Origin of the sequence: Nakamurella alba, assembly GCF_009707545.1 — a bacterium.
GTDB lineage: Bacteria > Actinomycetota > Actinomycetes > Mycobacteriales > Nakamurellaceae > Nakamurella > Nakamurella alba.
On the sequence record NZ_WLYK01000002.1, the window covers coordinates 240,357 to 265,360 of the forward strand.

General features: G+C 72.2%; 22 protein-coding genes. 14 read left to right on the forward strand and 8 right to left on the reverse strand.

Annotated features, from left to right (window positions below):
• Positions 1 to 119 precede the first annotated feature (119 nt).
• Positions 120 to 722, forward strand: coding sequence for a GNAT family N-acetyltransferase (locus GIS00_RS09665; RefSeq protein WP_322097784.1), 603 nt, complete (start codon positions 120 to 122; stop codon positions 720 to 722).
• Between the two features lie 91 nt (positions 723 to 813).
• On the opposite strand, the gene GIS00_RS09670 is transcribed toward GIS00_RS09665, so the two are convergent.
• Entirely contained in the window at positions 814 to 1,419 is a 606-nt protein-coding gene (locus GIS00_RS09670; protein ID WP_154768216.1) for a TetR/AcrR family transcriptional regulator, read from the reverse strand.
• A 92-nt stretch (positions 1,420 to 1,511) separates the two neighbouring features.
• On the opposite strand from GIS00_RS09670, the gene GIS00_RS09675 reads away from it, so the two are divergent.
• Positions 1,512 to 2,954, forward strand: coding sequence for a DHA2 family efflux MFS transporter permease subunit (locus GIS00_RS09675; protein ID WP_154768217.1), 1,443 nt, complete (start codon positions 1,512 to 1,514; stop codon positions 2,952 to 2,954).
• A gap of 86 nt (positions 2,955 to 3,040) precedes the next feature.
• Here GIS00_RS09675 and GIS00_RS09680 read toward each other — a convergent pair whose 3' ends face one another.
• Entirely contained in the window at positions 3,041 to 3,763 is a 723-nt protein-coding gene (locus GIS00_RS09680; RefSeq protein WP_154768218.1) for a response regulator, read from the reverse strand.
• A gap of 121 nt (positions 3,764 to 3,884) precedes the next feature.
• Here GIS00_RS09680 and GIS00_RS09685 point away from each other — a divergent pair, with 121 nt between their 5' ends.
• The 3 genes from GIS00_RS09685 to GIS00_RS09695 are packed head-to-tail and all read left to right on the forward strand — an operon-like array spanning position 3,885 to position 7,820.
• Positions 3,885 to 5,309 (forward strand): serine/threonine-protein kinase, encoded by a 1,425-nt coding sequence (locus tag GIS00_RS09685; protein WP_196073208.1) that lies wholly within the window; start codon positions 3,885 to 3,887, stop codon positions 5,307 to 5,309.
• 10 nt (positions 5,310 to 5,319) lie between these two features.
• Positions 5,320 to 6,129 carry a purine-nucleoside phosphorylase gene (locus GIS00_RS09690; protein WP_154768220.1) on the forward strand — a complete coding sequence of 270 codons (810 nt, stop codon included), beginning with the start codon at positions 5,320 to 5,322 and terminating at the stop codon, positions 6,127 to 6,129.
• A 2-nt stretch (positions 6,130 to 6,131) separates the two neighbouring features.
• On the forward strand, positions 6,132 to 7,820 hold the full coding sequence (locus tag GIS00_RS09695) for a phospho-sugar mutase (RefSeq protein WP_154768221.1): 1,689 nt from the start codon (positions 6,132 to 6,134) through the stop codon (positions 7,818 to 7,820).
• Between the two features lie 87 nt (positions 7,821 to 7,907).
• Here the strand turns inward: GIS00_RS09695 and GIS00_RS09700 are convergent, their stop codons facing one another.
• On the reverse strand, positions 7,908 to 9,011 hold the full coding sequence (locus GIS00_RS09700; protein WP_154768222.1) for an META domain-containing protein: 1,104 nt from the start codon (positions 9,009 to 9,011) through the stop codon (positions 7,908 to 7,910).
• Between the two features lie 100 nt (positions 9,012 to 9,111).
• Positions 9,112 to 9,765: a uracil phosphoribosyltransferase gene (upp, locus tag GIS00_RS09705; protein ID WP_154768223.1), complete on the reverse strand. Its 654-nt coding sequence runs from the start codon at positions 9,763 to 9,765 to the stop codon at positions 9,112 to 9,114.
• 135 nt (positions 9,766 to 9,900) lie between these two features.
• Here upp and deoC point away from each other — a divergent pair, with 135 nt between their 5' ends.
• Genes deoC through GIS00_RS09720 form a run of 3 tightly spaced genes read left to right on the forward strand, consistent with a single transcriptional unit; the run spans position 9,901 to position 13,285 of the window.
• A complete protein-coding gene (gene deoC / locus GIS00_RS09710) occupies positions 9,901 to 10,926 on the forward strand; it encodes a deoxyribose-phosphate aldolase (RefSeq protein WP_154768224.1) in 1,026 nt (341 codons plus the stop codon).
• A 14-nt stretch (positions 10,927 to 10,940) separates the two neighbouring features.
• On the forward strand, positions 10,941 to 12,398 hold the full coding sequence (locus GIS00_RS09715) for an aldehyde dehydrogenase family protein (protein WP_154768225.1): 1,458 nt from the start codon (positions 10,941 to 10,943) through the stop codon (positions 12,396 to 12,398).
• Positions 12,398 to 13,285: an aldehyde dehydrogenase family protein gene (locus GIS00_RS09720; RefSeq protein WP_154768226.1), complete on the forward strand. Its 888-nt coding sequence runs from the start codon at positions 12,398 to 12,400 to the stop codon at positions 13,283 to 13,285. Before GIS00_RS09715 ends, GIS00_RS09720 begins: the two co-directional genes overlap by 1 nt.
• A gap of 74 nt (positions 13,286 to 13,359) precedes the next feature.
• Here the strand turns inward: GIS00_RS09720 and GIS00_RS09725 are convergent, their stop codons facing one another.
• Positions 13,360 to 14,562: a hypothetical protein gene (locus GIS00_RS09725; protein WP_154768227.1), complete on the reverse strand. Its 1,203-nt coding sequence runs from the start codon at positions 14,560 to 14,562 to the stop codon at positions 13,360 to 13,362.
• A gap of 110 nt (positions 14,563 to 14,672) precedes the next feature.
• Here GIS00_RS09725 and GIS00_RS09730 point away from each other — a divergent pair, with 110 nt between their 5' ends.
• From GIS00_RS09730 to GIS00_RS09740, 3 genes are all read left to right on the forward strand, one after another.
• Entirely contained in the window at positions 14,673 to 16,043 is a 1,371-nt protein-coding gene (locus tag GIS00_RS09730; protein ID WP_154768228.1) for an FAD-dependent oxidoreductase, read from the forward strand.
• Between the two features lie 8 nt (positions 16,044 to 16,051).
• On the forward strand, positions 16,052 to 16,651 hold the full coding sequence (locus GIS00_RS09735) for a DUF6891 domain-containing protein (RefSeq protein WP_154768229.1): 600 nt from the start codon (positions 16,052 to 16,054) through the stop codon (positions 16,649 to 16,651).
• Between the two features lie 101 nt (positions 16,652 to 16,752).
• Positions 16,753 to 17,838, forward strand: a complete 1,086-nt coding sequence (locus tag GIS00_RS09740; RefSeq protein ID WP_154768230.1) for an S-(hydroxymethyl)mycothiol dehydrogenase — start codon at positions 16,753 to 16,755, stop codon at positions 17,836 to 17,838.
• A 212-nt stretch (positions 17,839 to 18,050) separates the two neighbouring features.
• Here the strand turns inward: GIS00_RS09740 and GIS00_RS09745 are convergent, their stop codons facing one another.
• Positions 18,051 to 18,251, reverse strand: a complete 201-nt coding sequence (locus tag GIS00_RS09745) for a DUF5302 family protein (protein WP_154768231.1) — start codon at positions 18,249 to 18,251, stop codon at positions 18,051 to 18,053.
• A 204-nt stretch (positions 18,252 to 18,455) separates the two neighbouring features.
• On the opposite strand from GIS00_RS09745, the gene GIS00_RS09750 reads away from it, so the two are divergent.
• From GIS00_RS09750 to GIS00_RS09760, 3 genes are all read left to right on the forward strand, one after another.
• On the forward strand, positions 18,456 to 19,898 hold the full coding sequence (locus tag GIS00_RS09750; protein ID WP_322097785.1) for a gamma-aminobutyraldehyde dehydrogenase: 1,443 nt from the start codon (positions 18,456 to 18,458) through the stop codon (positions 19,896 to 19,898).
• Between the two features lie 9 nt (positions 19,899 to 19,907).
• The gene (locus GIS00_RS09755; RefSeq protein WP_154768232.1) at positions 19,908 to 21,164 is read left to right on the forward strand and encodes an aminotransferase class III-fold pyridoxal phosphate-dependent enzyme; all 1,257 of its coding nucleotides are present in this window, start codon (positions 19,908 to 19,910) and stop codon (positions 21,162 to 21,164) included.
• Between the two features lie 204 nt (positions 21,165 to 21,368).
• The gene (locus tag GIS00_RS09760; protein WP_230313354.1) at positions 21,369 to 22,595 is read left to right on the forward strand and encodes a hypothetical protein; all 1,227 of its coding nucleotides are present in this window, start codon (positions 21,369 to 21,371) and stop codon (positions 22,593 to 22,595) included.
• 81 nt (positions 22,596 to 22,676) lie between these two features.
• Here the strand turns inward: GIS00_RS09760 and GIS00_RS09765 are convergent, their stop codons facing one another.
• The gene (locus GIS00_RS09765) at positions 22,677 to 23,690 is read right to left on the reverse strand and encodes a type IV toxin-antitoxin system AbiEi family antitoxin domain-containing protein (protein WP_154768233.1); all 1,014 of its coding nucleotides are present in this window, start codon (positions 23,688 to 23,690) and stop codon (positions 22,677 to 22,679) included.
• A gap of 205 nt (positions 23,691 to 23,895) precedes the next feature.
• Positions 23,896 to 24,987, reverse strand: a complete 1,092-nt coding sequence (locus GIS00_RS09770; protein WP_154768234.1) for an adenosine deaminase — start codon at positions 24,985 to 24,987, stop codon at positions 23,896 to 23,898.
• Positions 24,988 to 25,004: the final 17 nt, after the last annotated feature.

Consider the following 25,004-nt stretch of genomic DNA (forward strand, 5'->3'; position numbering starts at 1 on the left):
TGCTGCGGCCGGGGCCGGTGAGACTGCTGCGGCCCGGGCCCGGCGGGACCGCAACTGCGGCCCCGCCCGGCCGACGCAATCCGGTGGTGCGGGGCGCGGCGGCCTGCCAGCATGACCGGGTGGCAATCCACCTGACGACCCCGCGGCTGGTGCTGCGGGAGTTCACCGCGCACGACGGCGCCCTGCTGGAAGCGCTGGACGCCGATGCGGAGGTGGTGCACTTCATCACCGGCGGGCGTCCCACCCCACGGGCCGAGATCGAGGACGATTGGCTGCCGGCGATCCTGGAGAGATACCGGCGCACACCGGGTTTCGGATTCTTCGCCGCGGAGCTGGTGGATGCTTCCCCGGACGGCGGCATGGGTGACGCGCGGATCGACGGACGGTTCGTGGGGTGGTTCCACTTCCGGCCCCGGCCGGAGGACCCGGACGACGTCCCCGAGCTCGGCTACCGTCTGGTGCGGTCGGTGTGGGACACCGGGCTGGCCTCCGAGGGATCGATCGCGTTGGTGGACAAGGGATTCCGGGAGCAGGGCGTCTCCCGGGTGGTCGCCGAGACCATGGTGGTGCACACCGCATCGCGAAGGGTGATGGAGAAGGCGGGGCTGCGCCCGGTGCGCTTCTTCCACGCCGTGTGGCCCGACCACATCCCGGGTGACGAGCACGGGGACGTGGAGTACGCCATCACCCGCGATGAATGGCTGGCGCAGGGCCGGGGCTGACAGGTTCGGCCGTGGGCGCCCCGCTTGTGCGCGCGGGAGGGGCGGGCGGGCATCCGGCCCGCGCCGCGCCGATGCCGGGAACGCCTGCCGCTCAGGCGGTCTCGCCGGCCGCCACGATGTCGGCAGCCTTGTCGCCGAACGCGCAGGTGAGCACCGCACTCGCGTCCGGGTCCAGGTCGTGCCGGTGCAGGTCCAGCGCCAGCACGGTGTTGATCAGCATGCCCTGGGCCAGGAACTCGCGGACCCGGTCCGGGTCGAAACCGGCGTCGTCGCGGAGCACCCGGAAGAACGACAGGAACCCGGCCCGCGCCACCGGCCCGATGGTCGGGTCGGTCCCGGTCAGGAACGACTGCATCAGCACCCGCAGCAGCGGCCGGTCGGTGACCAGGTCGACGTAGGTCCGGCCGATGGCGCGGACCAGCGCCTGCGGATCGTCCTTGCCCACCTCGGCGATGACCTGCTGCACCGTCCGGCGCAGGTCCTCCTGTGCCCGGGTGACGGTCTCCAGGAACAGTTCCTCCTTGGTGCCGAACATGCGCACCACATAGGGCTGGCTGATCCCGGCGGCGCGGGCGATCCGGTCGGTGGTGGTGCCGGCGTACCCCCGGCTGCCGAACTCCACCGCAGCGGCGTCGAGCACCATCTCCCGGCGCTGAGCTGCGGGGATGCGCTCCTTCGAGGGAACTTCGGCGGGCATGTTGACATGTTATCAGTCGATTACTACTGTCAGCGGCGGAAGTTATCAGTCGATTACAACAAGTCATTCAGAGATCCGAGGAGGAGGTCAGGATGAGCACCCCCACGAAGACCCGCACCATCCCGATCTGGCTGGCCGTGGTGGCCGTGTCGGTACCGATGTTCATGGCCACCCTGGACAACCTGGTGGTCACCAGCGCACTCCCGGTCATCCACGAGGAGCTCGGCGCAGGCGTCGAGCAGCTGCAGTGGATCACCAACGCCTACACACTCAGCTTCGCCGCGCTGATGCTGCTGGCGGTCGGGCTCGGCGACCGGTTCGGCCGGCGCACCCTGTTCCTGATCGGCACCGGCGTGTTCACCGTGGCCTCCGCCCTGGCGGCGCTGGCCACCGACCCGCTGTTCCTGGTCGCTGCCCGGGCACTGCAGGGCATCGGTGCGGCCGCGATCATGCCGCTCTCGCTCACCCTGCTGGCCGGCGCGGTCCCCGACCGGATGCGGGCCTTGGCGATCGGGATCTGGGGCGGCATCTCGGGTCTCGGCGTCGCACTCGGGCCGCTGATCGGCGGCGCGGTGGTCGAGGGCTGGAACTGGCAGGCGATCTTCTGGATCAACGTGCCGATCGGTCTGCTGTCGGTGCCGCTGGCCGCCTATGCACTGCGCAACTCCTTCGGCGCCCGGGTCCGGGCGGATCTGGTCGGCGTGCTGCTGGCCGGTGCCGGCGTGTTGGCCACCGTGTTCGGCATCGTCCGCGGCAACGACGCAGGCTGGACCAGCCTCGAGGTGCTGGGCTCGCTGATCGCCGGTGTGCTGCTGCTCGGCGGGTTCGTGCTCCGGGAATCACGCACCGCAGCCCCACTGCTGCCGCTGCGGCTGTTCAAGGTCCGCAGCTTCTCCGTGGTCAACGTGGTCGGGTTCGCCTTCAGCTTCGGTGCCTTCGGCGCGGTCTTCATCCTGGTGCAGTTCCTGCAGATCGTGCAGGGCAGCAGCCCGCTGGAGGCCGGTCTGCAGACCATGCCGTGGACGCTGGCGCCGATGGTCGTCGCGCCGCTGGCCGGGCTGCTGGCGCCGCGGTTCGGCACCCGCAACCTGCTGCTCACCGGCCTGGTGCTGCTCGCGGCCGGCATCGGCTGGCTGTCGCTGACCATGACCGCGGACGTCGCCTACTCGCGGATGCTGCCCGGGTTCCTGGCCGCCGGCATCGGCATGGGCCTGGTGTTCGCCCCGTCCTCCACCGCGGTGCTGTCCGACATGGTCCCGGCCGACCATGCCAAGGCCTCCGGCACCAACTCCACCGTCCGCGAGGTCGGGGTGGCGCTGGGCGTCGCGGTGCTGACCGCCGTGTTCACCGGGTTCGGCGGGGTGCTCTCCCCCACCGGCTACGTCGACGCCGCCCGCCCGGCGGTGCTGGTCGGTGCGATCGCGGTCGCCCTGGCCGCCGTGGTCACCGTGCTGCTGCCGGCCGGCAAGGGCGTCGCCGCCACCGACGACCGGCCGGACGCGCCGACCGGGAAGCCGGAGCTGGTCAGCGCCTGAGGTTCTCGTCCCGACGGCCCCGCCACCCTGCCACGGGTGGCGGGGCCGCGGTGATTCCTGGACCACCACACATTCCCAGGGCGATTTCAGCCCTGCTCGAACCGGTAGCCCATGCCCGGCTCGGTGAGCAGGTACCGCGGGTGCGCCGGATCCGGTTCCAGCTTGCGTCGGAGCTGGGCGAGATACACACGCAGGTAGTGGGTCTCGCCGTCGTAGGCGGGGCCCCACACCTCGGTCAGCATCACCTTGCCGGGCACCATCCGGCCGGCGTGCCGGACCAGCAGTTCCAACAGCGACCACTCGGTCGGGGTCAGCCGGACCGGGGCGCCGTCCCGGACCACCCGGTGCGCGGCCAGGTCCACCGTGAAGTCGGCGGTGACCACCGATTCCGGCTCGTCCGGTCTCCCGGCGGTGGCCGCACCGCGCCGGACCGCCGCCCGCACCCGGGCCAGGAACTCGTCCATGGCAAAGGGTTTCGTCAGGTAGTCGTCGGCCCCGGCGTCCAGCGCCTCGACCTTCTCCGCCGACGTCGACCGCGCCGACAGCACCAGTACCGGGGTGCCGGACCAGCCGCGGATGCCCTCCAGCACCGAGATGCCGTCGATGTCCGGCAGCCCGAGGTCCAGCACCACCGTCGCCGGCTTCTCCCGGGCGACCGCGTCCAGCGCCGACCGCCCGTCGTGCACCACCGTCACCTCGTAGCCGTGCGCCCGCAGGTTGATCGCCAGCGCCCGGCCCAGCGGCAGGTCGTCGTCGACCACCAGCACCTTCGTCGTCCGTCCGGACGCAGCGGGTTCGCCGGCGGTCATGGTGGCCACGCTAGGCCATCGGCCCGGAGCCGCTCACGTTCCGCGCCCTCCGGCACCATGCGGGCGCACCGTGCCTGATTCCCACGCCCAACCAGCACCCTTCGGGCGCACAATGGCACCCGTGCCCCCTGTCCCCCCTGGTCCGCCCGGTCCGCCCCGCCCCCGGGAGCCCGACCTGCCGACCACGCCGGCCCGGTACCTGGTCAACCGGTACCGGCTGGACCGCAAGCTCGGCCGCGGCGCGATGGGCACCGTGTGGGCGGCGCACGACGAGTCGCTGGATCGCTGGGTGGCGATCAAGGAGGTCGCCGTCCCCCCGGGCACCCCCTCCGGCCAGGCGGACCAGGTCGCCGAGCGGGCGATGCGGGAGGCCCGCGCCATCGCCTCCATCGCCGACCCGCACGTGGTCACCGTGTTCGACCTGGTCCAGGTCGGGAACGCCCCGGCGATCGTGATGGAGCTGCTGGACGCCACCCCGATCTCCGAGGTGATCGCCACCGGCGGCGCGCTGGCCGAGAGCCAGGCGGTGAACATCGGCCTGGCCGTGGCGTCGGCACTGATGGCCGCGCACGCCGCCGGCGTCACCCACCGGGACGTGAAGCCGGGCAACGTGCTGCTCTGCCGGGACGGCCGGATCAAGCTCACCGACTTCGGCATCGCGCGCAGCTCCTGGGAGCACACCCTCACCGCCACCGGCCTGCTGCTCGGTTCGCCCGCCTACATCAGCCCTGAGGTCGCCTCCGGCAAGCCCGCCACCCCGCGGTCGGACATCTGGGGGCTCGGCGCCCTGCTGTTCGCCTGCGTGCAGGGCCGGCCGCCGTTCGACGCCGGCGACCCGCTGCGCACCCTCGCATCCGTGGTGCAGGACCCGGTGCCGTCCGCTCCCGACGCGGGCCGGCTGACCGCGCTGATCGGTTCGCTGATGCAGAAGGACCCGCGCCGCCGGATGGGGCTGGACCACGCCCACCGGATCCTCCGCACCATGGCCGGCGATCCGCTCGGATCGACGCTGGTGCAACGGGTCTGGGGCGCCCCGTCGATCCCCGGAGCGCCGTCCCGGCCGGGTCGCGCCCGGCCGCTGCCCCGTCATCCCACCGGCGCGGTCGCCGGTCCCGGTGCCACCGGCGCACGTTCCGGCGCACCTTCCGGCGCAGCCGGCACTGTCGGCACCGCCGGCCCGGGCGGCGTCCCCGCCCCGGGCGTCGTCCCGGCAGCCGGCACCGCGGCGGCCGCCGTTGCGGCCCTGCGCGCCGGTGCGGCGGCCGGCATCCAGGCGAACCGGGCGAGCATCGCCGCCTCCGGCGGGGCGACCACCGGCGCCGCGCTGCCGCCACCGCCCTGGGCCGAGGGGACGTCGGCGGCGCTGCGGGCCCTGCCGCCCAAGACCGCCGCCGAAAACGGCGACGTCCGGTCGCTGCGCACCGTGGTGGTGGCAGCCCTGGTCGCGGTGCTGTGCGTGATTGCCGGGTTCGTCCTCGCCCGCGGCCTGGGCAGCGCCCTGGAGTGGGGCGCGACGATCATCGGACTGCTCGGGGGCGTGGCATAGGCTCGCGCGCATGAGCGAGCCGATCCCGACCGACCACCGCGAGCAGGCCGCGGCCGCCGCGAACGCCCTGGCCAAGGCCACCGGAACGCTGCACCACGACGTCGCCCTGGTGATGGGCTCCGGCTGGCTGCCGGCCGCAGACGCACTGGGCGAGCCGGCCGCGGAGATCGACGTGGCCACCCTGCCCGGCTTCCTGCCGCCGACCGTGCAGGGCCATTCCGGCCGGGTGCGGTCGGTACCCATCGGCGACAAGCGCGCACTGGTGTTTCTCGGCCGCACCCACCTCTACGAGGGCCGCGGGGTCCGACCGGTGGTGCACGCGGTCCGCACCGCGGTGGCCGCCGGCGCCCGGCTGGTGGTGCTGACCAATGCGGCAGGCGGTCTGCGCCAGGGGATGTCGCCCGGGCAGCCGGTGCTGATCTCCGACCATCTCAACCTGACGGCCACCTCGCCGATCGAGGGAGCGCACTTCGTCGACCTCACCGACCTGTACTCGCCGCGGGTGCGGGCGCTGGCGAAGGAGTTCGACGCGTCGCTGGAGGAGGGCGTCTACGCCCAGCTGCCCGGGCCGCACTTCGAGACCCCGGCGGAGATCCGGATGCTGCGCACCATGGGCGCCGACCTGGTCGGCATGTCCACCGTGCTCGAGGCGATCGCGGCCCGGGAGGCGGGCGCCGAGGTCTTCGGCCTGTCCCTGGTCACCAACCTCGCCGCCGGGATGACCGGGGAGCCGCTGGACCACGAGGAGGTCCTGCAGACCGGCCGGGACGCGGCCGCCAGGATGGGGACGCTGCTGGCCGACGTGCTGACGAGGGCCTGACGATGGCGCTGTCGCCGGCCCTCCGGGACGCCGCGCTGACCTGGATCGCCGACGACCCGCACGAGGGCGACCGGGCCGAGCTGCAGCGGGTGCTGCGGTCCGCGCTGGACGGCGACGGCGCCGCGGCGGCCGAGCTGGACCGGCGGATGAGCGCGCCACTGGCCTTCGGCACCGCGGGCATCCGGGGGCCGCTGCGGGCCGGGCCGGCCGGCATGAACCTGGCCGTGGTGCGGCGGACCGCGGCCGGGCTCGCGTCCTACCTGCACGGCCTGCGCGAGATCGGCAGCACCGTGGTGGTCGGCTACGACGCCCGGCACCGGTCCGAGGAGTTCGCCAAGGATGTGGCGGGAACCCTTGCGGCCAAGGGCTTCCGGGTGCTGCTGGCGCCGTCCGCGCTGCCCACCCCGCTCGTCGCCTACGCCACCCGGGCGCTACGCGCCGCGGCCGGGGTACAGGTCACCGCCTCGCACAACCCGCCGCAGGACAACGGGATCAAGGTCTACCTCAAGGGCGGCACCCAACTGGTCGGCCCGTCGGACGTGCAGATCGAGGCCGGCATCGCGGCGGCCGGTCCGGCGAAGGACATCGACGCCTCCGGTGCCGTCCTGCCGTGGCCGGAAGACCTGCTGACCGACTACCTGGCCGCGGCCGCCGCGGTGGCGCAGCGGTCCGGCAGCACGCCGGAGCAGCGGTCCGCGGTCCGTGTCGCCGCCACCCCGCTGCACGGCGTCGGTGGTGAGATCCTGGTCCGGGCGCTGGATCTGGCCGGCGTGCAGGACGTGCACGTGGTGGCCGAGCAGCGGGTGCCGGACCCGGACTTCTCCACCGTGGTGTTCCCGAACCCGGAGGAGGCCGGGGCCACCGACCTGCTGCTGGCACTGGCCGAGTCCGTCGACGCGGACCTGGCGATCGCGAACGACCCGGACGCCGACCGGTGCGCGATCGGCGTGCGCGGCCCGGACGGCTGGCGGATGCTGTCCGGCGACGAGACCGGTACCCTGCTGGGAGATCATCTGCTGCGGCACCTGGACCGCGCGGAGCACCCGGATCCGTTGGTGGCCACCACCATCGTCTCGTCGCAGGCGCTCGGGGCGGTGGCCGCGGCGCACGGCGTGCGGTACGACGAGACCCTCACCGGGTTCAAGTGGATCGTCCGGGCGGGCGACGGCGCGGGCACCGGGCTGGTGTTCGGCTACGAGGAGGCGCTGGGCCTCTGCGTCGACCCGGATCATGTGCGGGACAAGGACGGCATCTCGGCCGCGGTGCTGGCGGTGGACCTGGTGGCCGGGCTGAAGGCGGCCGGGCGGACGGTCGCCGACGCACTGGACGACATCGCCCGCCGGGACGGCCTGCACCTGACCGGCGCGCTGTCGGTGCGGGTCACCGACCTGTCGCTGATCGAACAGGCGATGGCCCGGCTGCGGTCCGGGCTGCCCGGCTCGCTGGCCGGCGAGGAGATCGTCGACGCCCGGAACCTGTTGCCGCGCACCGACGCCGTGCTGATCCGCACCGCGGCCGGATCACGGGTGGTGATCCGGCCGTCCGGCACCGAACCGAAGCTGAAGTGCTATCTCGAGGTGGTCGCCGAGGTGCCCGACGGCACGGGCGATCTCACCGCGATCCGGGCGGAGGCGACCGAGCGGCTGGGCCGGCTCAAGGCCGCCGCCGCCGAGCTCGTCGGGCTGGGCTGACTGGTCGGCCGGCGGAACGGTGCGCACACCGCTCCGCCGGCCTTCGTCAGGACGTCCTGGCGCCCGGCCGGACCGACCGGGCAGCGCTCACTTGTCGCCGGCGGGCTGCGACGGGATCTGCACGTCCGGTGTGGGCGCGGCACTCTCGCTGCCGGGCTCGATCTTGTCGCCCGGCTGGCCTTCGGTCGCGGCGCCACCGGAGACGGCCGGCGCGGCGCGGAACATCAGGCCGGTGCCGTCGGCGGCGGTGATGACCAGGCTCTGGTCGGTCAGCAGGTAGGAGACGGTCCCGTCCAGGGCGCCGAACATGGTCTGCTCGACCGTCATGATGTCCTCGTCGCAGGCCATCATGGTGCTGACGATGCCCTCGATCTCCATCGAGCCGGGGGTGTCCGGGGTGCCCTCGGTGACCGCGACGGTGCTGCCGCCGCCGTTGCACCCGCCGTTGACCGACAGCTGGGTGCCGTCGACCCGCAGCCAGGCGTTCACGTCGGCCGGGATCGAGGAGGCGACGTCACCGTCGAGGATGCCGTCGAGCACCCAGTTGGTGCCGGTCAGCGACGCCGGCTGCTGCATCCCGAAGGTGATGGACGACCCGTCGGTGCCGGTCAGCACCAGGCTGCCGTCGCCGTACTCGGCCTTCGGCCCGGCCTGCAGGAATTCTGCGACCCAGCTGTCCTGGTCCATCAGCGGCTGCTCGCAGGCCATCTCGGTCTGCGACAGCTCCGACACCGTCCAGACGCCGTCGGCCTCGGCCAGGGTGCCGCCCATGCTGTTGCAGCCGGCCCGCACCCCGAGCTGGGTGCTGTCGGTGATGCTCAGCGTGATCGAGCTGCCCTCGACCAGGTCATGCCCCTTCACGTCGGCCGAGTCGGTCACCACCCAGGTGGTCAGCGGCAGCGAGATCCCGGCCGCGCCACCACCTCCGGGCTGTGTCGGGGCATCACCCGCGCTCCCGGAGGCCGGCCCGCCCGGCGACGACGGCACCGGGGAGTCCGGGGCGGACGTCGGCAGATCGGAGGCCGTCCCGGAGCCGGCCGCTGCGGAGGTCGGCGCGTCGGACGTGCCGGCGGAGCCGGCGGGGGCGGCCTGCGCGCACCCGGCGACGAGCAGCCCGGCCGCGACCAGGGCGGCCAGGCCGCCGGCGCTACGGCGGGAAAGGGTCGTGGGAGTACTCGGTCCTCGGCTCATGGTGACTGGACGGAGGCCGGGGTCCGGCGGGTTGCACGGGGTGGCCGGAATTCTGCGCATCCGCGGGAACCCGTCGTCTCTCCCGGTCCTCCGGATACCCCTAGACCGAGCCGAACTGCCGGTCACCGGCGTCGCCGAGGCCGGGGACGATGTAGCCGGAGTCGTTGAGCCGCTCGTCGACCGAGGCGGTGACCACCCGCAACGGCAGGTTCGCCTCGGCCAGCGTGACCAGCCCCTCCGGCGCGGCGAGCGTGCAGATCGCGGTGACGTCGGTGGCGCCGCGCGCGGTCAGCAGCTCGATGGTGTGCACCATCGACCCACCGGTGGCCAGCATCGGGTCCAGCACGTAGACCGGGCGACCGGCCAGCGTCTCCGGCAGCGACTCCATGTACGGCGTGGGCTGCAGCGTTTCCTCGTCCCGGGCCAGTCCGACGAACCCCATCTGCGACTCGGGGATGAGGGCGTGCGCCTGGTCGGCCATCCCGAGACCGGCCCGCAGCACCGGCACCAGCAGCGGCGGGTTGCCCAGCCGGAAGGCGGTGGTGCGGGCGACCGGCGTGTGGATCGGGTAGCGCTCGACGGCCAGGTTGCGGGACGCCTCGTAGATCAGCATCAGGGTGAGTTCGCGCAGCGCCGCCCGGAATGTCGCGTTGTCGGTGCGGGCGTCCCGCATCGTCGACAGCCGGGCGGCGGCCAGCGGGTGGTCCACCACGGTGACGTCGAGTCCGGCGGGGATGGCGTGCGGCTCGGGCATGCCGGCGTCCTCTCGGGGCAGGGGTGCAGGTCGCGCCCACGGTAGCCGGGCGACCGCCGCCGCGGCGCACCGGTGACCCCGGACGGACCGGGGTGACACCGGGACCGCGCGCGGAAGGGCGCATAGGATCGGCGGATGACCACAGCACTCCCGCAACCGGGCGGAGCAGGCGGGGTCACCGGCCCCGCGGCAGCCGCTCCCGCGCCCGCGTCGGTCGCCGGGGCGGAGTTCGCCGACGTCGTGGCGGACGAGAGCTCGCTGCGCCGGTTCCTGCACGGCCTGCCGGGTGTCGACCCGGTCGGTGTCGAGCAGCGCGCGGCCGGCCTGTCCACCCGCTCCATCAAGAAGGACTCCAAGAAGCAGGCCATCGACCTGGCGATCGCGATGGTCGACCTGACCACGCTGGAGGGCGCGGACACCGCCGGCAAGGTGCGGTCGCTGGCCGCGAAGGCCCGGCGCCCCGACCCGGAGCGGCCGGACACCCCGACGGTGGCCGCGGTCTGCGTGTACCCGGACATGGTGGCCACGGCCGCGGAGCGGCTGGCCGGCACCGGGATCGGCATCGCGTCGGTGGCCACCGCGTTCCCGTCCGGCCGGTCCTCCCTCGAGGTCAAGCTCGCCGACACCCGGATGGCCATCGACAGCGGCGCCACCGAGGTCGACATGGTGATCGACCGCGGCGCCTTCCTGGAGGGCCGCTACGGCAAGGTCTTCGACGAGATCGTGGCGATCCGCGAGGTGTGCACGGCGGGCGGGGTACGGCTCAAGGTCATCATGGAGACCGGCGAGCTGGCCACCTACGACAACGTGCGCCGGGCGTCCTGGATGGGACTGCTGGCCGGCGCCGACTTCATCAAGACCTCGACCGGCAAGGTCGCCCCCGCCGCCACCCTGCCGGTCACCGTGGTGATGCTGCAGGCCGTGCACGACTGGCACCAGCGCACCGGCGAGCTGCGCGCCGTCAAACCGGCCGGCGGCATCCGGACCGCGAAGGACGCACTGAAGTATCTGGTGGCGGTGCGCGAGGTGGCCGGTCCGCAGTGGCTGGACCCGTACCTCTTCCGGTTCGGTGCCTCGTCCCTGCTCAACGACCTGGTGCTGCAACGCCGCACCCAGCAGGACGGCCACTACTCCGGCCCCGCCTACGTCACCGTCGACTGACAGATCGGGAGATCATGAGCGACAAGAGGTTCCCGCTCGACTGGGAGTACGCCCCGGCGCCCGAGTCGGCGGCGATCGGCCGCATCGCCGAGCGGTACCGGATGTTCGTCGGCGGCAAGTTCGTCGACGGCCGCGGCGACGACCTGAAGACGGTCAACCCGGCCACCGAGGAGCCGCTGGCGACCGTGAGCACCGCCGACGCGGCGGACGTGGACGCCGCGGTCGGGGTCGCCCGCAAGGCCTACGACAAGGTCTGGTCGTCGATGCCCGGCGCCGAGCGGGGCAAGTACCTGTTCCGGATCGCCCGCGGGATCGCCGAGCGGGCAAGGGAACTCGCCGTGGTGGAGACCCTGGACAACGGCAAGCCGATCAAGGAGTCCAGGGACGTCGACGTCCCGACCGCATCCTCGCACTTCTTCTACCACGCCGGCTGGGCGGACAAACTGCGTCATGCCGGGCTGGGTCCGGACCCGCGCCCGCTGGGCGTGGTCGGCCAGGTCATCCCGTGGAACTTCCCGCTGCTGATGGCCGCCTGGAAGATCGCCCCGGCGCTGGCTGCGGGGAACACCGTGGTCATCAAACCTGCTGAGACCACACCGCTCTCGATCCTGGTGCTGGCCGAGATCATCGCCGATGCGGATCTGCCGCCGGGCGTGGTGAACATCCTGCCGGGCGCGGGCGAGGTCGGCCGCACCCTGGTCGGGCACCCGGGGATCGACAAGGTCGCGTTCACCGGCTCGACCGAGGTGGGCCGGCAGATCCAGTCCACCCTGGCCGGGACCGGGCGGCGACTGACCCTGGAGCTCGGTGGCAAGGCCGCGAACATCGTGTTCGACGACGCGCCGATCGACCAGGCCGTCGAGGGCATCGTCAACGGCATCTTCTTCAACCAGGGGCACGTGTGCTGCGCCGGATCCCGGCTGCTGGTGCAGGAATCGGTCGCCGAAGAAGTGATCGGCAAGCTGCAGCAACGGATCTCGACCCTGCGCATCGGAGATCCGATGGACAAGAACACCGATGTCGGGGCGATCAACTCCGCGGAGCAGCTGGGACGGATCCGCGAGCTGACCGACGCCGGTGACGACGAGGGCGCGCAGCGGTGGACCTCCCCCTGCCCGGTCCCGGACCGCGGCTTCTTCTTCCCGCCGACGGTGTTCAGCGGTGTCTCCCAGTCGATGCGGATCGCCCGCGAGGAGATCTTCGGGCCGGTGCTGTCGGTGTTGACCTTCCGCACCCCGGACGAGGCGATCGCGAAGGCGAACAACACCCCGTACGGGTTGTCCGCGGGCGTCTGGACCGAGAAGGGCTCCCGGATCCTCGGCATGGCCTCCGCGCTGCGGGCCGGCGTGGTGTGGGCCAACACCTTCAACCGCTTCGACCCCACCGCCGCGTTCGGCGGCTACAAGGAGTCCGGGTTCGGCCGCGAGGGCGGCATCTCCGGCCTCGCCGCCTACCTGCAGGAGGAGGACTGATGGCGGATCGGGTCACGGTCGCCAAGACCTACAAGCTGTTCGTCGGCGGGGCGTTCCCGCGTTCCGAGTCCGGCCGGACCTACCAGGTCACCTCCCCGTCGGGGGCCTTCCTGGCGAACGCCGCCCTGGGATCCCGCAAGGACGGCCGGGACGCGGTGTCGGCCGCCCGCAAAGGCTTCGGCGGCTGGGCCGGCGCCACCGCCTACAACCGCGGCCAGGTGATCTACCGGATCGCCGAGATGTTGGATGGCCGGGCCGCCCAGTTCGAGGCGCTGCTGGTGGAGGCGGACGGCCTGTCGGCCAGGGCCGCCCGGGCGTCGGTGGCCGCCTCGGTCGACCGGCTGGTGCACTACGCCGGCTGGACCGACAAGTTGACCGCGGTGCTCGGCAGCTCGAATCCCGTGGCCGGGCCGTTCTTCTCGTTCACCTCACCGGAGCCGACCGGCGTGGTGGTGGCGGTCGCGCCGCAGCAGGACAGCCTGCTGGGCCTGGTGTCGGTGATCGCCCCGGTCATCACCTCCGGCAACGCGGTGGTGGTGATCGCCTCCACCGAGCGGCCGCTGGCCGCGGTCACCCTGGCCGAGGTGCTGGCCACCTCGGACCTGCCGGGTGGCGTGGTCAACATCCTCACCGGCGACCCGGCGGAGATCATGCCGCACCTGGCCGCGCACGGTGACGTCAACGCCCTCGATCTCACCGGCGTCGGGCCGGAGCTGCGCACCGAGCTGGAGCGGGCCGCGGCCGGGACGGTGAAGCGGGTCTACGCGCCGGCCGCCTTCGACCCGACGAAGGAGCCGGGACTCGGCCGGCTGCGTGCCTTCCTGGAGTTCAAGACCGTCTGGCACCCGACCGGCGCCGTGTCGCTGGCCGGTGGCGGGGGCTACTGAGCCGGGCTCGAAGCGCAGGCTGTCGGTCCGGGCGGGTCGGAGGGTCGCTGCCCGACTCTGCCCGTTCCGGCGGGTCAGAAGGTGGTGTAGCCGCTGCGGGCGAGGGTGAAGCCCTTCCCCGCGGGGTTGCGGCAGGTGATCCCCTTCGACTCGGTGACCAGGCAGCCGTACCCGCTGGGGTCGAGGTAGAAGGTGTCGTAGGCGGCGATGGCCGTCCCCGCGTTGACCAGCCGATCGCCCTGGCAGCCCTCCAGCGGCTTCGCGCCGGAGGCGTCCAGCAGGGCGACCGTGCCCGGCTGCACCCCGGTGGTGCAGGTCGGCAGGGTGAAGTCGGCCTTCTCGATCCGGCAGGCCAGAGAGGTGTCGAAGGCGCAGACGATGTTGCCGGTCGGGGTGATGAAGCCAGGACTCAGCGCTCCCAGCTTCCGGGCGGAATCCGGACCGAACCCCTCCACCTCGGGCGTGCCCTCGCACGGACCGGTCAGCGGGACGGCCGGCATCGGCGGCGCGTCCAGCGCCGGCGGGCCACATCCGTCCGCCGTGATGCCGCTGCCGTCGACCTGCCAGGTGTGCCAGGACTTCGGCGACTGCGCGTAGGCCAGCCCGTAGTCGGAGAAATCGGCGATCCCGGCGACCAGCAGGCCGCCGTCGTCCGTCGCCGCCACCGCCAGCTCTTCCTGGGCGACCAGCGACGGCACCACCGTCCGCAGCGTCCGGTCACCGACCTCGATCACGCTGCCGAACGCGGTGTGCGCGCCGGGCACACCGCTGACCAGGCACAACAGGGTCGCGTCGTGGGGCCGGCAGTCCACCGCCGGGCGGGGTCCGGTCAGCTCGATGGCAGCGGAGGCGATCACGTCCGCCCCGGCGATCAGCAGTGCGGCACCCTCGTCGGCGCCGACGTCCACCGTCACCAGGCTCCAGCCGCCGCCCAGGTCGGTGGCGGACTGCGCCGGGCAGCTGCCGGCGGTCCAGCAGTCCGGCACCTCGGGTCCGGCGCCGTCCGTGCTCCTCGGGCTCGCAGTGCTCGGGGTGCTCGGGGTGGTGGTGACCACCCGATCCGTCTGCTGCGGGGTGCTACCGGTCGTGGTGGTGCCGCTCGCCGGGGTGGAGCTGGTGGCCAGGGTGGTCGGGGTCGATGCGCCGGTGACCACCCGCGACGGGTCCGGCAATGCTTCACCCCGCACGCCGGAGGTGCAGCCGGCGATCACGCTCAGCACAGTGAGCAGGCCGCCCGCCAGGGCCGCCGCGCGCCGGCGACGGGTGGTGCCGGTCATGTCGGTCCTCCTGCAGGTCACCCCGGTCGTTGTCGAGTTGCTCACGAGTGGGGGAAGGGCACCCTTTCCTCCACTACCCTGGAGTGGTTGCCCGCACCGAGGAGATCTGCATGTCCCAGCCCGCGTCGCCCGCCCCGCTCCGTGTCGCCGTCGTCGGCGCCGGTCCGGCCGGAATCTACGCTGCCGACATTCTGACCAAGAACGATCCCGATGTCACGGTGGACATCTTCGATCGGCTGCCCACCCCGTACGGGCTGATCCGCTACGGCGTGGCGCCCGATCACCCGCGGATCAAGCAGATCATCGTCGCGCTGCACCGGGTGATGGAGTCGGAGCGCATCGCGTTCTTCGGCAACGTCCAGGTCGGCGTCGACGTCAAGGTCGACGAGCTGCGACAGTTCTACGATGCGATCATCTTCGCCACCGGTGCCGAGCGCGACCGGTCGATGGGCATCCCGGGCGAGGAGCTGGACGGCTCCTACGGCGCGGCGGACTTCGTGGCGTTCTACGACTCGCACCCGGACCGCGAGCAGACCTGGAACCTGGTCGGCCCGCGCGAGGTCGCTGTGATCGGCGTCGGCAACGTCGGGCTGGACGTCGCCCGGATCCTGGCCCGCACCGGCGACGAGCTGCTCTACACCGACATCCCCGAGCACGTGCACGCCGTGCTGAAGGACTCGACGGTCACCGACGTGCACATGTTCGCCCGGCGTGGCCCGGCGCAGGCCAAGTTCACCCCGGTGGAGCTGCGCGAGCTGGACCACTCCCCCAACGTGCAGTGCGTCGTGGTGCCCGAGGGCATGGAGTTCGACGAGGGCTCGCAGACCGCGCTGGCCGGGTCGAAGTCGCTGCGGATGGTCGTCGACGTGCTGTCCGAGTGGGCCATCCGGGATGCCAAGCCCGGCCCGCACCGCCGCATCCACCTGCACTTCCTGGAGAACCCGGTGGAGATCCTGGGCGAGGACGGCAAGGTCGTCGGGCTGCGCACCGAGCGGCAGGAGCTGACCGGTGACGAGGGTGTCCGCGGCACCGGCGAGTTCACCGACTGGCCGATGCAGGCCGTCTACCGCGCCGTCGGCTACCGGTCGGAGTCGGTCGAGGACCTGCCGTTCGACACGAAGAAGCTGGTGCTGCCCAACGTCGCTGGCCGGGTCGTCGACCTGCACGGCGAGCCGCTGCCGGGCATCTACGCCACCGGCTGGGTCAAGCGCGGCCCGGTGGGCCTGATCGGGCACACCAAGTCCGACGCTGCCGAGACCGTCCGGAACCTGCTCGCCGACGAGCCGGAGCTGGCCCGGGCCCCGCACCGCGGGCGCGCCGACGTCATCGCGCTGCTCGGCGAGAAGAGCCTCCCGGTCACCGATTTCGAGGGCTGGGACCGGCTGGACGCGCACGAGCGCACGCTCGGCGAGCCGACCTCCCGCGAGCGGATCAAGGTGCACACCCGCGACGGCATGACCTCCGTCGCCCGGGTGCGCTGACCGTCCCGGTGCCGCTGGACCCGTCCTCGTTCGACGAGGACGGTCCGCTCGACCGCGCCTGGGTGTCGATCGCAACCGGCTTCCGCACGCGTGCCGAGGTGATCGACGAGCTGGGCGATCTCGCCGCCGACGATCCCGATGCAAGCATCACCCCGGCCGACGTCCCGGGCATCGTCGACGAGCTGTGGGCGCTGCGCGAGCGGCAGATCGCGGCCGGCCCGCCGGTGTCCGACGCGCACCGGCTGGAGGGCGCGTTCGCCGAGCTGCGGGCGTCCGGCATCGTCGCCGCCGCCGACACCGGCTGGGACCAGGGCGAGGCCGAGGAGATCTGCCGCGCCGAGGCCGTCCGGGTCCGGGCGCGCGGATTCGTGTTCTTCCACCACCAGGACACCGCGCGGTTGCTGCTGCGGAAACCGTTGCTGTACCTGGGATTCGACGCCGCGGTGCGCTCCCCGGACCGGGCGACCTACGATGCCGAGGCCCTCGCGGTGGCACACCAGGTGTGCTCGACCCTGGTCCGGCACGGCCTGCGTGTGGTCTGGGACGGCACGGTGGGCAGCCGCATCCGGTTGCCGGGGATCGACTGGCGGCGCCCGCTCCCCCGCTGAATCCCCCGGCCCCGGGGCCGCTCCTTCCGCGCGGCACAGCCGGCTTCGTTAGGCTCCCGGGGACCGGCCGATCCGGCCCGAGAGACGAAGGAGATCAGTCAATGGTGCAGCGGGTGCAGGGTGTCATCTCCCGGGCCAAGGACGCCCCTGTCGAGCTGACCACGATCCTGGTCCCGGATCCCGGCCCGGGCGAGGCCGTGGTGAAGGTGCAGGCCTGCGGGGTGTGCCACACCGACCTGCACTACAAGGTCGGCGGCATCGGCAACGACTACCCGTACCTGCTCGGGCACGAGGCCGCCGGCATCGTCGAGTCGGTGGGTCCGGATGTCACCGATGTGCAGCCCGGCGACTACGTGATCCTGAACTGGCGCGCGGTGTGCGGTTCCTGCCGGGCCTGTCTGCGCGGCCGTCCCTGGTATTGCTTCAACACCCACAACGCCACGCAGAAGATGACTCTCGAGGACGGCACCGAGCTGTCCCCGGCGCTGGGCATCGGCGCGTTCGTGGAGAAGACCCTGGTCGCCGCGGGCCAGTGCACCAAGGTCGACCCGCAGGCGCCGGCCACCGTCGCCGGGCTGCTGGGCTGCGGTGTGATGGCCGGTATCGGCGCGGCGATCAACACCGGGAACGTGGCCCGCGGTGACAGCGTGGCGGTGATCGGCTGCGGCGGCGTCGGTGACGCGGCGATCGCCGGGGCCCGGCTGGTCGGCGCGCACACGATCATCGCGGTGGACACCGACCAGCGGAAGCTGGACTGGGCCAAGGAGTTCGGCGCCACTCACACGGTGCTGGTCGGCGACGGCGACGTGGTGGAGAAGATCCAGGAGCTGACCGACGGTTTCGGTGCGGACGTGGTGATCGATGCGGTGGGCCGGCCGGAGACCTGGAAGCAGGCCTTCTACGGCCGCGACCTGGCCGGCACCGTGGTGCTGGTCGGCGTGCCGAACCCGGCGTGGAACCTGGAGATCCCGCTGATCGACATCTTCGGCCGGGGCGGGCAGCTGAAGTCGTCCTGGTACGGCGACTGCCTGCCCAGCCGCGACTTCCCGGTACTGATCGACCTGTTCCTGCAGGGCCGGCTGCCGCTGGACAAGTTCGTCAGCGAGACCATCGGCCTGGAGGACATCGAGTCCGCCTTCGAGAAGATGCACCACGGCGACGTGCTGCGCAGCGTCGTCACCATCTGAGTCGCTCGCCGGGTCCGGGTTCTCCTCCCGGCTGGCTTTCCTGCGACCGGCATCGATCCGACGGCCGCGGGCTCCGGGTTCCGCATCGACGCCCGTGCGGCGCGGATCGACCCGAAGTGCAGAAGAGGCGGCGGTCCAGGACCTTCGGGTCCGGGACCGCCGCCTCCTGCTGTTGCGCCCTGCTGTCGGGACGGGCCGCGCCCGTCCCCGGCTCAGCCGGACTTGCGGCGGAAGGTGCGCGAGGCCTTGTGACTGGCCGTCGCGCCCTCCACCCCGCCGTGCCCGTCGAGATGGGCCGACCGGGCCTGACCCGCTGCCTTCTTCTTCTCCAGCGCCGCCGCGAACACCGCGGCAGGATCCACCTCGCCGGTGTCCGTCGCGGCCGCGTCCGTGCTCTTCTCGTCGCCTGCCATCGCAAACCTCCCGTGTCCGTGCCCCGGCCCCGTCCGGGACCGCTGCCCCCATCCTGCCCGTTGCCCGGTCGGACCGGCCACCCGATTCCCCGCCCGTCGCCGGAAGTGCCCGGCTGCTCTGGCACAGCCGGGCCCGGCAGGGAAAGCTAGGACGACCGCCCGGGTGCACCGCCCGGCCGACACTCGAGGAAGACGAGGCGACCTGTGAGCCAGGACCTGCGCACGCTGCGCAACTTCATCGGCGGCGAGTTCACCGATGCGCTGAGCGGGGCGACCGGAGAGATCGTGAACCCGTCCACCGGGCAGGCGTTCGCCACCGCCCCGGTGTCCGGGACCGAGGACCTGGACAAGGCGTACGGCGCCGCGGCGGAGGCATTCACCGGCTGGGGCCGGACGACGCCGGCGGAACGGCAGAAGGCGCTGCTGAAGATCGCCGACGCGTTGGAGTCCCGGGCCGAGGAGTTCGTCGCCGCGGAGAGCGAGAACACCGGCAAGCCATTGGGTCTCACCGCGTCGGAGGAGCTGCCGCCGGCCGTCGACCAGCTGCGCTTCTTCGCCGGTGCCGCCCGGGTGCTGGAGGGCCGGGCCGCCGGCGAGTACATGGCCGGGCACACCTCGTTCATCCGGCGCGAGCCGATCGGTGTCGTCGGCCAGGTGACGCCGTGGAACTACCCGCTGATGATGGCGATCTGGAAGATCGGCCCGGCGCTGGCGGCCGGCAACACGATCGTCCTCAAGCCCTCGGACACCACCCCGGTGACCACGCTGATGCTGGCCGAGCTGGCCGCCGAGTTCCTGCCGCCGGGTGTGCTGAACGTCGTCACCGGCGACCGTGAGACCGGCGCCGCACTGGTGTCGCATCCGACCCCGGCGATGGTGGCGATCACCGGCAGCGTGCGGGCCGGCATCCAGGTGGCCCGGGCGGCCGCGTCCGACGTCAAGCGGGTGCACCTGGAACTGGGCGGCAAGGCGCCGGTGGTGGTCTTCGACGACGCCGACCTGGAGGCCGCGGCCGAGGCGATCGCCGTCGCCGGCTACTTCAACGCCGGGCAGGACTGCACCGCGGCGACCCGGGTGCTGGCCGCACCGGGCATCCACAACGACTTCGTGGCCGCGCTCGCCGAGCAGGCGAAGAACACGGTGACCGGGCCGCCGTCGAACGAGGACGCTCTCTACGGGCCGGTCAACAACGCCCACCAGCTCTCGCACGTCTCGGGTTTCGTGGACCGGCTGCCGGACCACGCCTCGCTCGACGCCGGCGGGTCCCGGGTCGGCGACGACGGCTACTTCTACTCCCCGACCGTGATTTCCGGCCTGCAGCAGCAGGACGAGGCGGTGCAGAACGAGATCTTCGGCCCGGTCATCACCGTCCAGCGCTTCTCCGACGAGGCGGAGGCGCTGGCCTGGGCCAACGGCACCCAGTACGGCCTGGCCTCGTCGGTGTGGACCCGCGACCACGGCCGCGCGATGCGGATGTCGGCCGGGCTCAACTTCGGCTGCGTGTGGATTAACACCCACATCCCGCTGGTCGCCGAGATGCCGCACGGCGGTTTCGGGCACTCCGGCTACGGCAAGGACCTGTCGATGTACGGACTGGAGGACTACACCCGGATCAAGCACGTGATGTCCGCGATCGGCGAGATCTGAGGCTCTGAGATGTCTTTCAGGTTGCTCCAGGAGCGTCGGGTGGCGGGTGAGCTGCCCGGGCCGCGGTCGGTGGCACTCGCCGCCCGGCGGTCCGCGGCGGTGGCGGCCGGCGTCGGGTCGACGATGGCGGTGTACGCGGCGGACGCCGACGGCGGTGTCGTGGTGGACGTCGACGGCAACTCGTTCATCGACCTCGGGTCCGGCATCGCGGTGACCTCCGTCGGCGCGTCGGCGCCGCGGGTCGTCGCCGCGGTGCAGGAGGCGGCGGCCCGGTTCACCCACACCTGCTTCACCATCACCCCGTACGAGGGCTACGTGGCGGTCGCCGAGAAGCTCGCGGAGCTGACCCCGGGATCGCACGAGAAGCGGTCCGCGCTCTTCAACTCCGGCGCCGAGGCGGTGGAGAACGCGGTCAAGATCGCCCGGCTGGCCACCGGCCGGGACGCGATCCCGTACAAGAAGGGGTTCGGCCCGTTCGCGCCGGAGATCTACCGGATGCCGATGTCCTACCCGTTCCGCGACGGTCTCGACGGGAAAGAGACGGCGGAGCGCGCGATCTCGCAGATCGTGGCGCAGGTCGGCGTGGACTCGGTGGCCGCGGTGCTGATCGAGCCGATCCAGGGCGAGGGCGGCTTCGTGGTGCCGGCCGAGGGGTTCCTGCCGGCGCTGGCCGCGTGGTGCGCGTCGAGCGGTGCGCTGTTCATCGCCGACGAGATCCAGTCCGGGTTCTGCCGGACCGGTGACTGGTTCGCCGCCGAGCACGAGGGCCTGGTCCCGGACATCGTCACCACCGCCAAGGGCATCGCCGGCGGGATGCCGCTGGCCGCGGTGACCGGCCGCGCCGCGATCATGGACGCGGTGCACCCGGGCGGGCTCGGCGGCACCTACGCCGGCAACCCGGTGGCCTGCGCCGCCGGTCTGGCGTCGATCGAGACCATGGCCGAGTGGGACCTGAACGCCGCCGCCCGGCGGATCGAGGCGCTGGCCGTGCCGCTGCTGCGCGAGGTGGCGTCCGCGACCGGGCGGATCGGCGACGTCCGCGGCCGGGGCGCGATGCTGGCGGTCGAGTTCACCGAGGCCGGCACCACCGTCCCGGACCCGGCCGCCGCCGCCGCGGTGGCCGCCGCCTGCCACCGGGCCGGGGTGATCGTGCTGACCTGCGGCACCTACGGCAACGTCGTCCGCCTCCTCCCCCCGCTCGTCATTCCCGAACCCCTGCTCCTGGAGGGCCTGGACGTCCTCACCTCCGCCGTCACCGCCCTCTGACCCCTCCCCCTGGCGCGAGGATCATCATCGTCGACGCGTATGAAGTTGCCCCGTTTGGGACGGGTGTGCCTGGAGTCGCCACTTTCGTACGCGCGCCTACGACCTCCAGCTGCCCCGGAGGACCCGCCGCGGCGGGCACTCACCAGTTCCTCAGACGGGCGCCCGCTATCCTGGCGCCGCACCGCTCCGACGAGAGGATCCACCGTGGCCGCGCCCGACATCATCCCGATCCAGCTCGGCCTGACCGCCGGCAACGGACTCACCCTGTGGGCTCCGCGGTGGGTCGAGGACGGTGAGGAGTGGGAGGCGTTCCTCGGTCACGGCGACGATCTCTACGTCTTCCCGACGGCCGCACACCTGGCCGCCTTCATCCGCACCAGCACCGAGCACGACCTGATCGACCACCCGGAGTGGGACACCGCATCGCGCCTGCTGGTCGACGAGCTGGTCCCGGACGACGACCACCGGTTCGACATCGTGAGCGTGCCCGACCTGGTCGCCGAGACGCCCGACATCTGGACCCTGGCCGAGCTGTCCGACACGGTGTCGATCCTGCGGTCGCTGGCCGAGGTGTGCGACCTGGCACCGGTCGAGGAGGTCCTCGACTCGGCCGACGGGTTCTCGGTGCTGTCGGTCGGTGAGTCGGCCTTCACCGGCCGGGCCGGTGAGAAGCTCTGGAACGGCATCGGCGCCGCGGTCGTGGAGAACTGGGACAAGGTGGTCGACGCACTCGACGGGGTGGTCACCACGCCGGAGGTGGACGCCGCCGCACTGGGCACCGCCGAGGAGGAGGCCAAAGCCACCGGCACCGTGCTCGAGGAGTCCGACGACCTCATCGAGGAGCTGGAGGAGGGCGAGCGCGACCCGGAGCTGGCGTTCTGGGACGAGATCGGCATCGACTGCGTCGAGATCACCGTCGACGGCCGCACCGGCACCACCCTGCGCTGCTACCTCGACGACCAGCCGGTGTTCCTGGCCGTCGACAACCGGATCCAGATCTGGTCCAACGACGAGGATCTGGAGAACTACCTCGCCGATGCCACCGTCGACCACTCGTTGGCCTCGCTCGAGGTGTGGGCCGAGATCCGTGAGGCGATCGCCGGCGGTGACGCCGTCGTGGTGGCCGGGCCGGAGAACACCTACGCGCTGGACGGGATCGCGGACGGCCTGGAGACCGGGCCGGGCGGGGTCGAGCGCAAGCAGCTCTCGCTCGCCGTCGAACTGCTGACCGATGCGGCGAAGGCCCGTAAGGACGAGGAGAGCATCGAGGCGCTGACGACGGCGACGCCGTTGGCCAGCCTGATCGGCGCGATCGTCAAGCCCAGCAAGGACCGACTGCCCCCGGCCCCGCCGTTCACCGCCGAGGTCGACACCTGGAAGGTGCTGGTCGACCGGTTCACCGGTTCCCTGGACTGGAACGGCCGCAGCTGACAACGCCGCCACGACCACAGGGTGCCGCGAGATGCCCTGTGCGCTCGGGCCGCTCGACGCATCTCCTGGTGTCGGCGGGCGTCAGCCGGTCAGCCCGTCACCGATGATCGTCGGCATCTCGTAGGACCAGTCTGTGAACGGGCTGCCCACCCCGACCCGGCGGACTTCCGCATCGACCCGGTACAGGAGTGCCCTGGGGTCGTGCCACGCCATGCCCGCGGTGTAACGGACGACGGTCAACCCGGCCGAGCGCAGCAGGCGTTCCCGTTCGACCTGCTCGGTCACGACCTTCGCTGCGTCCGGCCGGTTGTCGTACTTGAGGGCGCCGTCCGCCTCCAGCACGATGCGTTGGTCCGGGAGCAGATGATCCACCCGGAACCGCCGACTCCCCACCCGGATCCAGACGTTCGACAGCGGCGGCGGCCGTCCGGCAGACAGGAACGCCATGCGTCCCAGGGTTTCCAGTGGTGACTCGGTTCTCGGGTCGGCATGCTCAGCGACCCACTGCGCGGTCGCGATGCCGGGATAGGCGACCATCTGTTCCACCAGCAGCCCCATCGACGACCGCTGACCGCCGATGGCCAACGCGGCATCGGCGACGATCAGGCCCGCGGTCGGTCCGTGATGGCGGGCGATGTCCACCGCGGCGAACGACGGCCCGACCACCCGGATTCCGGCTCGGCGTGTCCGGTGGTGCGGCGGCAGGTGACCGGTCCGGATCCGGCCGTGGGGTGTGCGGTTGGGCCCGATGCGGCCGCTGCCGGGCTTGATCGCCCGGACCTCGTCAGGAGGCTCGCCGATCGTCGGGAGGCCCAACAGGAGCACCGCCGACCAGCCGTTGAGATGGACGTCGTCGGCGGTGCACTGTCCGAACCCGATGGACCGCAAGCGAAATCGCTCCCATCCGGTCGCACCGTCCCAGATCTCCGCCTCGACGAAAGATGCCTTCGCGACACGCACGAGTCGACCGCGGTCGAGCTCCCTGCGGACCGTCGCCCGGGTGATCCCGGCCCGGTCGACGTCGCGCATGTGAACGACCGGCCCCGCCTGCTCCACGAGCGTCCGGATCAGCCGACGGTCGTCGATGTGCCCCATCGGCACATCGTGGCCCATCATCTGTCCGGTTCCGGAAGGATTCTGACTTGTCCACAATGCCCACGTCACAGGCACTCTCCCCGGCCGACCTGTGGCGCCCGCGCGTACGAAGTTGCGGCATTTGGGACCAGTGGGACGCCTGTCAACAACTTCGTACGCGTCGGCGAAGAAGATCCTCGCGCCGGGCGGGGGTGGTGGGGAGGGGTCAGGCGGACTTGAGGGCGGCGTAGCCGGGCTTGATCACGTCGTCGATGATCTTGAGGCGCTCGTCGAAGGGCAGGAAGGCGGACTTCATGGCGTTCAGGGTGAACCACTCGAGGTCGCCCCAGCCGTAGCCGAAAGCCTCGACCAGGCCGGTCATCTCGCTGGTCATGGAACAACCGCTCATCAGCCGGTTGTCGGTGTTGACGGTGACCCGGAAGCGGAGGTCCTTCAGGATCCCGATCGGGTGCTTGGCGATCGACTCGGCGGCGCCGGTCTGCACGTTGGAGGTCGGCGCCATCTCCAGCGGGATCCGCTTGTCCCGCACGTACTCCGCCAACCGGCCGAGCCTGGCGGTGCCGTCGAAGGCCAGCGAGATGTCGTCGACGATGCGCACCCCGTGGCCCAGCCGGTCGGCGCCGCACCACTGCAGCGCCTCCCAGATCGACGGCAGCCCGAAGGCCTCGCCGGCGTGGATGGTGAAGTGGGCGTTCTCCCGGCGCAGGTACTCGAAGGCGTCCAGGTGCCGGGTGGGCGGGAAACCTGCTTCCGCACCGGCGATGTCGAACCCGGCCACCTCCTGGTCGCGGAAGGCCACCGCCAGTTCGGCGATCTCCCGGCTGCGGGCGGCGTGCCGCATCGCGGTCAGCAGCGCGCGGATCCGGATCCGGTGGCCGGCCTGCGCGGCGGCGACCGTCCCGGCGGCGAACCCGTCGAGCACCGACTGGACCACCTCGGACAGCGAGAGCCCCTTCTGCACGTGCAGTTCCGGCGCGAACCGGACCTCCGCGTAGACCACACCGTCGGCCGCCAGGTCCTGGGCGCACTCCGAGGCCACCCGGATGATCGAGTCCCGGTCCTGCATGACGCCGACGGTGTGGGTGAAGGTCTCCAGGTAGCGCTCGAGAGATCCGGAGTAGGCGGACTCGGCGAACCACCGGCCCAGCGCCTCCGGCTCGGTGCTCGGCAGCGCGTCGTAGCCGGTCTGCTCGGCCAGCTCGATCAGCGTCACCGGGCGCAGGCCGCCGTCCAGATGGTCGTGCAGCAGCACCTTCGGCGCGGTGCGGATGGTGTCTGCGGTCAGTTCGGCGGCCATGGCGACGAACCTATCCG